This is a genomic window from Helcococcus ovis, assembly GCF_004524775.2.
GTDB classification, from domain to species: domain Bacteria; phylum Bacillota; class Clostridia; order Tissierellales; family Peptoniphilaceae; genus Helcococcus; species Helcococcus ovis.
Map to the genome: position 1 here is coordinate 1,579,890 of NZ_CP119081.1, position 12,119 is coordinate 1,592,008.

The following is a 12,119-nucleotide window of genomic DNA, read 5'->3' on the forward strand; positions in this document are numbered from 1 at the left end:
TCCTCCTAATTACTACTGCTTAATACATCATGTTCTATTTTCTTATATGAAGAATTTCCTCTTAAGTATCTTTCAAGCAAGTGTAATAGTGATGTTATACTCAATGTTAAAACTAAATATATTAATGATGTTATAAAGTATGTTTGGAAAAACTTAAAATTTGCTCCGGCAATTGACTTTGTCGAAAAGAATAGCTCTTGTACTGAGATTACATTCAGTACAGATGTATCCTTGATGTTAACGATAAATTCATTTCCAACATTTGGAATTATATTTCTAAAAACTTGTGGCAGGATTACATAAACCATTGTTTGTAGATGATTCATCCCCAATGCTTTTGCAGCTTCAACCTGTCCTTTATCTATCGAATTTATCCCAGCTCTAACAACTTCTGCCATGTAAGCTCCTGTATTTACAGAAACTATTATGAATGCTGACGTCATAGGGGACATATTTATATCATAAAATAACTGTAATCCGTAATAGAATAAAACAGCTTGTACCATCATTGGTGTTCCCCTTGTAACTTGAACATAAATATTAACGAATAATTTCGCTATATTTACAAAAATTTTCAATACCACATTTTTTACTTTTGGAATTGTCTTAATTATACCGACAAGCATACCTATAAAAAGTCCAATAATTGTACCAATAAATGAAATTACAATTGTATTGATTGTACCTGAAATAAAAGCTGACTTATTGTTAATCGCAATATTCCAAATACTTTCTTCTTTATCTTTTCCAAGTTGTATTTTAATAACTTTATCCATTATCTTTTCTTTTTCTTCTAAACTTATTTCAGCAAGAACCTTATTTATAGGAGCAAGAAGTTTAGAATTTTTTTTCACTCCAATTGCAATTGATGTATCTTCCGGATTTGTCTTAAATCCGGGATTTAATTCAATATATTTGAATGCTTTATTTGATATTTCAGCTGAAACTCCTTCAGGTTTCTCAGCAACATAAGCATCAACTTTTCCACTTTCAACTGCAACTCTCATCGCTGCAAAATCTGTCATAGGCTTTCCATGATTTACCCCTGGAATTTGATCTATTACAGTATCATGAAATGTATTTAATTGGGCAACAACGTTAGCCCCCTTTAACTCATTAATATTTTTGGCATTTGAATATTTTCCACCATTTTTTGTAACTAAAACTAATTTTGATTCGTAATAATTTTGTGTGAAATCTAATTCCTTCTTTCTTTCAGAAGTTGGACTCATTCCTGCAATAATTACATCAATTTTCCCTGATTGTACAGACGGAAGTAATCCATCCCACTCAGTCTTTACAACTACTAAATCCATTCCTAATTTATCTGCAATTTTTCTTGCAATTTGCACATCATATCCATTTGCAAATGAATTTGATCCTTCAATTTTTATCGCACCATTAGAGTTATCTTTCTGTGTCCAATTAAACGGAGCATATGCAGCTTCCATTCCTACTCTTAAAACTTTTTTATTACCAGCATTTATTTTCTGAAATGGAATAACTGTCAAAAATGTTGCAAATAAAAGCAATAATATAAAAACTCTCTTTCTCATTTCCCCTCCAAAAATATATTTATTTATTTCACATAGATATTCAATTTAAACTAAAAAACACCTCGTCCGGTCTTTCGACTTAGGACGAAGTGCATAAACTCCGTGTTACCACCTAAATTTATATATATTTCACAATATATACCTTAGCAAGTACTACCATACTCCTTTGCTGTAACGTGCAAACCACGTCGCCTCATCAACAAATAATGTATCCGAAACGCTGCTCAAAGTCTTTATTCTTTATACCATTTATTGTCTACTTTCACCTTGCTAGACTCTCTGTAAATAAAGAGGATATAAATACTCTTCTCATCTTTGCGTTTAATAAACATATATTAACAATTTATTTTATAAAAGTCAACTATTTATTATATTTTTGATTCCAATTGAATAAAATCTCTCTTATAGCAGAAGGAATACCTGAATCAGAATAATCCGTTTGTATCAAAAACATAAATGGCTTTTCTCCTAAAATAAATCCCAATTCTAAATTATAAGCATATTCATAACTTCCAACAAAGCCCATAAAATTATTTAAATAAATTTTATATATACTATCATAATGTTCTGCTGAATTTGATAAATTATTATATGTATATGGATAAATAAATTCATTGTTTTTTTTACTCAAAACTAAATTTAAAATCTTAAAAATATCTTCAATTTTCATTTCATTTTCTTTGTTGATTAAAATTTTATATTTTTTATTAGCATATGTTTTCCAATCATTTACATTAGTCTTTAATTTTTCTAAAACCAAATTTATTCTCCAATTTCCTCCTTTTATAATCATATCACTGATTAATTGCTGTAATGTAATAATTGTTTTTTCATCTTTTTCAACAAATTTAGATATATCAATATTCATACTATAATCCAATTTTTTTTCTTTAAACAAATCCTCAGCAATCATTGAAATTATAAATACGTTGTTGTTATTCATAGGTATTAAATTAGTTTCACTAATTTTTATAATCTTTTTATCTTTATCTTTTAAATTTAAATATCCAATATTAATATTTTGTTTTTTCAATTTTTGATTATCAATAAACGATTTAATTTCTGTTTTCAATACATTTTCTGAATTTTTCATAATATCTTCAATTTTTTTAATTAATACTTTTGAATTTTCATTTTTTAATTTACTATCATTTGAAATTAGATTTTTATCTTTGATTTGATTATTGCTATTTTTAATAGCAGATTTACTTGTTAGATTTCCAATTAAACTAAATATCTTTGTAAAAATAAGCAATAATATTATTATAAAAAATAACAATACAAAACCAAAAATAACAAGCTTTTTATAATTATATTTTATTTTTATATTTCTTTTTTTATACCTTGTATTTCTCTTTTCTATTAATATTTTATCTTTATCATCTCTTTTCATAAACACCTCATGATGATTATAACATATATTTGATGATTTTTATAACATACAAATTTATGATATAGTATATAATATATTATACATATTTTTATTAAATTAATATTATGAAAGGATTAATTATGAAAAAAATTAAAAACTTTGTAATGTACTTTATAAAGCTATTAACTGTAAGTGAATCAGATTTTGCCTCTTCATTTTTGGCATATTATTTACTTTTATCTTTTATACCTCTATTAGCTTTTCTTTCTCAGGTTTTAATATATGTTACACCAAATTTTGAATCATTTATATATAATCTAATGAAAAGCCTACCAAATGATGTAAATAAAATTTTTATGCCAATTGTAAAAAGTATTTTTAACGGGCAATCATCATCACTTTCATTGATTGCAATTGGTTCTTCCATATGGTTAGGATCAAGAGGATTTTTAGGACTAGTGCGATCTCTTAATAAAATATTTGATGTGAACACTAAAGGTAAAATTCCATATTATGAAGTTATTTTTTCTATATTTTATACAATTGGTTTTATGATTGTAATAGGATCTCTTTTACTGTTTTCTGTATATAATGAAAAAATTCTTTCACTTGTAAAAAATTTTACTAATAATATAATTATAATTGACAAGATTTCTGCATACTTAATTGACGGAATTGGAAATTTAATGCCTATGATAATTTCTACAATTCTATTTGTATTTTTCTATAGATATGCCCCATCTTTTGAAAAAGGGAAAAGAATTTCGTTTAAGCTATCCTTAATTGGTTCTATAATTGCTACTATAGGCATAGCTTTAATAACATTTTTTTATAAATTTACAAATGATACTTTACAAAGATCTCCCAGCTATTATGGATCACTTGGTAGTATCTTAGTCGCTTTAGTATGGTTACTAGGAATTTGTCAAATAATTATTTATGGTGCAGTCTTTATTAAAACTTATAAAGATGTTATTATAGATAAGAAAAATATTAAATATTTAGAGGATAAAAGTAAATGAAAAAGAAAAATATAAAATTTAAATTAAAATTATTTGCATTATCAATATTGATAATATCATTAATTTTACTAGGAGTTGCATCGGCATTTCTCGTAAATTATGCCCTTGCAAAAAAGGGAGATGGGAAAAATAGAAAAGTAAAAACTAACATAGTTTCAATTAATAATAATAAAAACTACAAACTTCAAAAGGAACGTACAAAAATATTTTTAAATGCGAATATAGAAAAAGATACGGAAATCAAATCAAATGATAATCTTAAATTAAAAGGTTACTATTTTGAAAATACCACAAATAAATGGGTTATTTTATTACATGGTTATAGAACAAACCACAAACATAATTATGATTATGCACAAAATTATTTTGAAAATGGTTATAATATACTAAATCCCGATTTAAGAGCTTCAGGAAATTCAGAAGGAAATTATGTTGGGATGGGATTATTGGAAAAAAATGATATTTTATTATGGATAGATTGGATAATAAAAAAAGATCCAAATGCTGAAATAATAATTCACGGCATGTCAATGGGAGCTGCTACTACGATGATGGTTGCAGGAGAAAAAACTCCACATCAAGTAAAATTATTTATTGAAGATTCAGGATATACCAATGCTTGGGATATATTTTCTTCAGAATTAAAACTTAGATTTAAATTACCGGAGTTCCCACTAATGTACACATCTAATATCTTTTCAAGAATAATGGCAGGTTACAAATTTAGTGATGCATCTCCTATTGATGCAGTAAAAAAATCAACAAAACCTATATTATTTATTCACGGCGATAAAGATGATTTTGTTCCATTTGAAATGATGAATAAACTTTTCGAAGCTAAAACTAATGGTGTAAAAGATAAATTAGTTTCCAAAGGTGCCGGACATACTAAATCAATATACATTTCGAATAAGGAATATTGGGATAAAGTTTTTGAATTTATTAAAAAAAATTAATAGTAAATGTTAGGTTATAAAAAATGAGATAATACTGTTTATATTAATATAGAAGCCCTAGATATTTAAATCTAGAGCTTCTATATGTATTTTATTAAAATTTTTACAAGTTATAATCTCTTGTCTATTTTGCAACATTTCCTTTACAAAAAAATAATTAATCAAATATAAATGATTCTATTGTAAGTGTATTATTCTTAAATCCAAATTTAACCTTTAAATCTCCATCATTTACGTTTATTACTTTTCCATAATTATCCTGCGTTTTATATTTAAAATGCAAATCCATTAAAAAACTATTTTCATCTATATACTTAATTTCATCAATATTTTTTTCATTTAATGTTTCAACACCTTTTTCTCCAGTCATTGTAAATCCTGTTGAAAATGTATTAAATGTAGCTATCGCAAGCGTTCTTATATTGGATGGTAATACTTTTATTTCTTCTTCATAAAGCTTATCTTTAGATTTTAATTCAAAGATTTCCTTTAATGCAGAATTCACTACTTGTATTGATTTTTTCTTTATATCTTTATCCAATACTTTTTTATCCTTATTAACCCACAAATAGGAAACTTTTTCTTTTATCACTTTAACTTCTTTTTTTGTTTCTACTTTTTTATCTTCAAATCTTGTGCAAGAAGATAATATTAATATTGAAAAACAAGCTAAAATTATAAATATATTTTTATTCAAATTTACCTCCATTTAGTAAATTATCTTCTCTAAAACTCTATCCAATTCTACAATTTCAGATTCATTTGTATTCCATGTTGTTACAAACCTACATAAACCTTTATTTTCATCTATTGCATCATATTGATACATAAATTTTTCTGACAATTTATCATGTATTTGATTATCTAATTCTACAAAAACTAAATTTGCTTCTGTATTATAAACAGTAGAAATATTATATTTTTCAAAAACATATACTAACTTTTGAGCCATATCTACAGCATTCTTTGCAATTTTAAAAAATAATCCATTTTCAAACATTGTCTTAAATTGAATTCCATATAAAAATCCTTTAGCTAACAATGCACCTCTTTGTTTTATTACCATTCTAGCATAAATATTTTTTAATTCTTCATTAACAAAAACTACTGCTTCACCAAACATAAATCCATTTTTAGTTCCACCTATTGTAAATACATCAAGATATTTTGGTAAATCAGAAAACTCTAAATCCGAATGTTTTGACATAATTGCATTTGCTATTCTGGCACCATCCATAAAAAGATACAAATTTCGTGATTTACAATATTCATATAATTTTTTTAATTCGTCCCTTTTATAAACAGTTCCCAATTCAGTAGCATTTGAAATATATACCACCTTAGGCTTAGAATTATATTCATATGAATGAGAATTTAATGCCTTTTCTATTTCCTCAACTGTCATTTTCCCATTTTTTTCTTTCACTAAAACAATTTGATGTCCAATAGCTTCTATAGAAGCATTTTCAGTATTTACAATATGCCCTGTATCGACCGAAATTACACTTTCATGTCTCTGCATAGTCATCATTAATCCAATAACGTTGGCGATTGTCCCACCATGCAGAAAATGTATTTCAACATCATGATTTTGTAAGTTATCTTTTATATTTGAAATAGCTTCTTGAACCAACTCATCTTTGGAATATCCCTCAAACTTTTCATTTTGATATTTTTGTAATTCATCCAAAATTTTAGGATGAGAAACTTCGTTATAGTCATTTAAAAAACTTATCATTTTTAATTATCCTCATTTTCTGTTTTACTAGATGCGACAGCAAAAAATGTTATATCAACATCATATTCATTTAATATTTCACTTGAAACTGCCTTAAACGTTGAACCAGTAGTTACAACATCATCAATTATTAATATTTTTCTGTTATTTATTTCTAAACCATCTATTATCTTAAAACTATTAGATAAATTTGTAAATCTATCTTTTCTGCTTAATTTGTTTTGATGCTTTGTAGAATTCACTTTTTCTAAAATATCTATTAATTTTATGCCTGTTTGTTTAGAAAATTCTTGTGCTAATAATTTTGATTGATTATACCCTCTATCAAACTCATCTTTTTTATACATAGGAATATATGATACATAATCAAACTCTAATCTATTTTCTTTGTAAAAATTAATTAAAATTTCAGATAAAGGTTTTACTAAATATGTATCACTATTATATTTAAACCTTTTAATAATTCCTTTTATATAATTATTATAAAATAACGGGTATAAACATCTTGAATTATCAATATATCTATTTCCAAGAATAAATTCTAATCTTTCCATGCATTCATCACAAATATATGAATTGGATTTATTTTCTTTACAAAAATAGCAATATTCAGTTGAATAGAATAAATAATTAAGCATAAAATTCCTCAATTTTTAATTTTGCATTTCTTAAACTATAATTAAGAGATGAATTTCTAGGTTTTTTGTAAGAATTCTCAATCATTTTATTCATAATTTCTTGGTTTCCAACAATTACCACCAAACTTTTACCTCTAGTTATGCCCGTATATAAAATATTTCTTGTAAGCAGCATATATGGAGATGTAGCCATAGGTATTACTACAATAGGAAATTCTGATCCTTGAGATTTATGTATAGTCGCTGTATATGCCAAAACAATTTCACTAAATTCTTTGCTTGTATATGTTACAATCTTATCATCATAATTAGCTTCCATAGTATTATTATCCAAAAATATATTTCGAATGAATCCCATATCCCCATTATACAAACCTTTTGTAATATTCAAATTCTTATCCTTCAATTCAATATCATAATTATTTTTAATTTGCATTATTTTATCATTTTCTCTAAAAATAAAGTCTGAAAATTTAATTTCCGATTTATTAAATTGTGGTGCATTAAGTTTCATCTGCAATTCTCTATTAATGGAATCAACCCCACAAATACCTTTTCTAGTAGGTGTTAAAACTTGAATATCTGTCAACGGGTTTACATTATAGTGATTTGGAAGCCTATTTACAACTAAATCTACAACTGTATTTAATGTTTCAAAATCATTTTTTGTATTGACAAAAAAGAAGTCTTTATTTTCTTCATTTAATATTGGCTTTTCCCCTCTATTTATTAAATGAGCATTTTTTACAATATTTGAATCTTCGCCCTGTCTAAAAATAGTATCCAACTTGATAGTAGGAATAACTTCCGAATCAATCATATCATTTAAAATATTTCCTGGTCCAACACTTGGAAGCTGATCCGCATCCCCTACAAAAATAATAATTGAATCATCTTTTACCGCTTTTAATAAATTATCCATCAAATAAATATCAACCATTGAAACTTCATCAACAATTATAACATCATAGTCTAAAGGATTTGATTCGTTATATTCTAAAATTAAATCTTCATCAAAAGACTTATATCCCAACATTCTATGAATAGTAAATGCTGAATTTCCTGTAGATTCTTCCATCCTCTTTGCAGCTCTCCCTGTAGGAGCACATAAAACATATTTCATTTTTAAATTTTTTACTATAGAAATAATAGCTTTAATAATCGTAGTTTTACCTGTACCCGGTCCACCTGTAATTATTAATAATTTTTCAATAATAGCTGTAGAAATAGCTTTTTTCTGCATTTCAGAATATGAGATATTTTCTAATTTTTCAATATAACCAATTTCTTTTTTTATATCAATTTCTTTTAAAATATTTTTAGTATATAAAATATTTATCAATCTATTCGTAATATCTATTTCCAAATCATAAATATAACTACTATATATTAAAGTTTTACCATCAATCGAAACTTTTTTTACAATATCCGATATTATTAAATATGGAATTTGATTTTCAACTAAATTTTTATCTAAACTCAATAATTTTACAGCATAAGAAATAAGAATATCATATTCTAAATAACAATTACCATCCCTATTGGCTGATACATTTAACACATAAACAATACCTGATCTTATCCTAAATTCAGAATCAAATTTTATTCCAATCATACGTGCAATCTTATCAGCTGTAGGAAACCCTATGCCTTTTATATCCTCTACAAGTTGATACGGATTATTTTCAATAACTTCAATAGTATGATTTTTATATTTTGCATAAATGCTAGAAACAAGCTTATTTCCCATATTAAATTTTTGTAAATACATTGATACTTGTCTACTATCCTGAAGATTAATTATACTTTCATGTATTTTTTCAACAGTTTTTTTACCTATGCCATTAATATTTAACAATTTTTCAGGTTCTTCGGTCAAAACTCTTATAGTGTCTTCTCCAAATAACTTAACTATCTCTTTAGCTCTTTTTTTCTTTATATGAGAAATTATACCTGAGCTCAGATATCTCTCAATTTGAGATATAGAACTTGGTATAATTTTTTCATAACATTTTATTTGAACTTGTTCTCCATAACTTTGATGATAAACTATATCTCCATCTAACTTTAAGATGTCTCCAACATTTAAATCTAAAATTTTGCCTACTGCTGTTATATCACCATCATCAGTTTCTAGTCTAAATACACTATATAAATTTTCTTCATTTCTATAGATAATATCAATAACCGTTCCATTTATTTGTATCATTTTAGTCCTCGATTGTTATTGACTCAATATCCGCCCCTAACTTTCTTAATTTTTCTACAAAATTATAGTATCCTCTATATATGTGATAAACATCATAAACTCTTGTTTCACCTTCTGCAACTAAGCCTGCTAATACACAAGATGCCCCGGCTCTTAAATCTGTGGCTCTAACTTCTGCTGCCTGCAACTTATTTACCCCTTTAATCCTAGCTTCATTACCTTCTGTTATAATCAAAGCTTTCATCTTTTGTAATTCAGAAACATGCATAAATCTATTTTCAAAAACAGTTTCTTTAACTAATGAATCTCCTTCTGAAATAGTTAACAACGTCATAAATTGTGATTGAACATCTGTTGGTAATCCTGGATATGGCAATGTTTTAATATCAGTTGCCTGTAATTTATCTGTCCCTATAACTCTGATTTCATCTTCGTCTTCATTAATTTCAACAGTACACCCTATTTCTCTTAATTTAGCAATTATTGGTACCAAATGCGAAGCAACAACATTTTTAACTAGTATATTTCCTCTCGTCATAGCTGCTGCAATCATATATGTTGCAGCTTCAATTCTGTCCGGCATAACTGAATGTTCGCCACCTTTTAATTCTTTTACTCCAGTAATTTTAATCGTCCTTGTACCAGCACCTATAACTTTAGCTCCTAATTTATTTAAAAAATTTGCTAAATCGGTAATTTCAGGCTCTTGAGCAGCATTATCAATAGTAGTTACTCCATCTGCTAAAATCGCTGCCATCAAAATATTTTCCGTAGCACCAACTGATGGAAAATCAAGATATACATAATTTCCCTTTAATCCATTTTTAGCATTTACATCTATTGCATCTATTCCCATATGAATATCAGCCCCCAATGCCTTAAATCCTTTTAAATGTAAATCAACAGGTCTAGCTCCAATGCTACATCCTCCCGGCATATATGTCACAGATCGTCCAAATCTTGATAAAAGAGGACCTGTAACAACAAAAGAAGCTCTCATCTTATTCATTAACTCGTAAGGTGTTATGTAATCTGAAATTTCATCATTTTTAATTTTATAAGTCTTTTCATCTAATTGTTCTATTTTAGAACCTAAATATTTTAATAAATCCAACATTACTTTTACATCTCTTAACATTGGTAAATTATTAATTACAACTTCTTCTTTTGTCAGTAACGTAGCCGCCAATAATTTTAAACCAGAATTTTTTGCGCCTTCAATTACAACTTCTCCCCTTAAAGGACCATTTGGTTTAACTTTTATAAATTCTTTCATCAAATTCTCCTAAATTAAAATTAAACTTACAAAAATTACATAAATAATTAATGAAAGTGTATCAACTATTGTAGTAATAAGTGGTGCAGCCATCACAGCAGGATCCATATTAAGCTTTTGAGCTATAATTGGCAACAAACCACCTACAGATTTTGCTATAAGTATTGTAAATACAAGTGTTAAAGATACTGTTAATGCAATTTCTTTACTTCCGCCAAAAACTATTATTCTAAAATAATTAAATAATGATAGACCTACACCTACTACTAATGATACCCCCAATTCTTTTAAAAAAACTCTGTGATAATCACATAATTCAATTTCTCCTACTGAAAGTCCACGAATAACTATTGTAGAAGATTGAGAACCTGCATTTCCTCCTGTACCGATAATCATAGGTAAAAACGCTATAACCCCTGTAACAGCTGTAAGTATTTCCTCATATTTACTAATTATTGAACCAGTAATTGTAGCTGTAAGTAATAAGATTATAAGCCAAACAAATCTATTTTTTGCAATTTCTAATACAGATGACTTTAAATATGGTTTTTCTGATGGTGTCATAGCTGCCATAAGCTCAAAGTCTTCAGTACTTTCCTCTTTCATAACATCAACAGCATCATCGAATGTTACTACCCCTACCAATCTCTTTTCATTATCAACAACAGGAATAGCTAAAAATCCGTATTTCTTAAATAACTTAGCAATATCTTCCTGATCATCAAATGTATTTGCATAAATTACATCTTCTTCCATAAGAGTTTCAACTACAACGCTTTCGTCATTTTTTAATATAGTCCTTATGGACAAATATCCTTCAAGCTTCCTACTTGCATCTGTTATATATAAAGTATAAACTGTTTCACTCTTCATTCCTACTTTTCTAATATGTTCTAAAGTTTGTCCAACCGTCATATTTTTCTTTATATCTATAAACTCAGCAGTCATTATAGAACCTGCAGATTCTTCAGGATATTGTAAATATTGATTGATGATATTTCTCTTTTCAGGATTAATATCCTTCATGACTCTTTTTACAATATTTGCCGGTAACTCTTCCAACATATCAACAAAATCATCAATATACAAATCGTCAACTATCTCTGTCAACTCCGTGTTAGTCATCAAGTTTAATAAATGCAATTTCATATCAGAATCAAAATATGCAAATACTTCTGATGCAATATCTTTTGGTAAAATTCTAAATACAGCCAATGTCTGAACTTCATCAATTTCTTCTATAAATTCAGCGATATCAGCCTCATTATATTTAAGTAATTCTTCTCTAAGTTTTCTAACATTTTTTTCCTTAAGAAGATCTAATAAAAATTCTCTATTTTCCTTTTCCATAA

Annotated in this window: 10 protein-coding genes and 1 other annotated feature; of the genes, 2 read left to right on the plus strand and 8 right to left on the minus strand. The window is 26.7% G+C overall.

Annotation, left to right across the window (positions count from 1 at the left end):
- Nucleotides 1-5 precede the first annotated feature (5 nt).
- Entirely contained in the window at nt 6-1,556 is a 1,551-nt protein-coding gene (locus EQF90_RS07450) for an ABC transporter substrate-binding protein/permease (RefSeq protein ID WP_134711998.1), read from the minus strand.
- A gap of 77 nt (nt 1,557-1,633) precedes the next feature.
- Nucleotides 1,634-1,881: a binding site (T-box leader), on the minus strand.
- A 36-nt stretch (nt 1,882-1,917) separates the two neighbouring features.
- The gene (locus EQF90_RS07455) at nt 1,918-2,949 is read right to left on the minus strand and encodes a hypothetical protein (protein ID WP_134711999.1); all 1,032 of its coding nucleotides are present in this window, start codon (nt 2,947-2,949) and stop codon (nt 1,918-1,920) included.
- Nucleotides 2,950-3,068: 119 nt separating this feature from the next.
- Here EQF90_RS07455 and EQF90_RS07460 point away from each other — a divergent pair, with 119 nt between their 5' ends.
- Together EQF90_RS07460 and EQF90_RS07465 are read left to right on the plus strand one after the other, a co-directional pair.
- On the plus strand, nt 3,069-3,950 hold the full coding sequence (locus tag EQF90_RS07460; RefSeq protein ID WP_167554098.1) for a YihY/virulence factor BrkB family protein: 882 nt from the start codon (nt 3,069-3,071) through the stop codon (nt 3,948-3,950).
- On the plus strand, nt 3,947-4,906 hold the full coding sequence (locus EQF90_RS07465) for an alpha/beta hydrolase (protein ID WP_134712001.1): 960 nt from the start codon (nt 3,947-3,949) through the stop codon (nt 4,904-4,906). Before EQF90_RS07460 ends, EQF90_RS07465 begins: the two co-directional genes overlap by 4 nt.
- A gap of 157 nt (nt 4,907-5,063) precedes the next feature.
- On the opposite strand, the gene EQF90_RS07470 is transcribed toward EQF90_RS07465, so the two are convergent.
- Genes EQF90_RS07470 through mgtE form a run of 6 tightly spaced genes read right to left on the minus strand, consistent with a single transcriptional unit; the run spans nt 5,064 to nt 12,117 of the window.
- Nucleotides 5,064-5,603 (minus strand): hypothetical protein, encoded by a 540-nt coding sequence (locus tag EQF90_RS07470; RefSeq protein WP_134712002.1) that lies wholly within the window; start codon nt 5,601-5,603, stop codon nt 5,064-5,066.
- A gap of 12 nt (nt 5,604-5,615) precedes the next feature.
- Complete coding sequence (locus EQF90_RS07475) at nt 5,616-6,644, minus strand: threonine aldolase family protein (RefSeq protein WP_134712003.1); 1,029 nt, start codon at nt 6,642-6,644, stop codon at nt 5,616-5,618.
- 2 nt (nt 6,645-6,646) lie between these two features.
- Nucleotides 6,647-7,282 (minus strand): ComF family protein, encoded by a 636-nt coding sequence (locus EQF90_RS07480; protein WP_134712004.1) that lies wholly within the window; start codon nt 7,280-7,282, stop codon nt 6,647-6,649.
- Nucleotides 7,275-9,491, minus strand: a complete 2,217-nt coding sequence (gene recD2, locus EQF90_RS07485) for an SF1B family DNA helicase RecD2 (RefSeq protein WP_134712005.1) — start codon at nt 9,489-9,491, stop codon at nt 7,275-7,277. Before recD2 ends, EQF90_RS07480 begins: the two co-directional genes overlap by 8 nt.
- A gap of 1 nt (nt 9,492) precedes the next feature.
- Nucleotides 9,493-10,767 (minus strand): UDP-N-acetylglucosamine 1-carboxyvinyltransferase, encoded by a 1,275-nt coding sequence (gene murA / locus EQF90_RS07490; protein WP_134712006.1) that lies wholly within the window; start codon nt 10,765-10,767, stop codon nt 9,493-9,495.
- 9 nt (nt 10,768-10,776) lie between these two features.
- On the minus strand, nt 10,777-12,117 hold the full coding sequence (gene mgtE / locus EQF90_RS07495) for a magnesium transporter (RefSeq protein WP_134712007.1): 1,341 nt from the start codon (nt 12,115-12,117) through the stop codon (nt 10,777-10,779).
- Nucleotides 12,118-12,119: the final 2 nt, after the last annotated feature.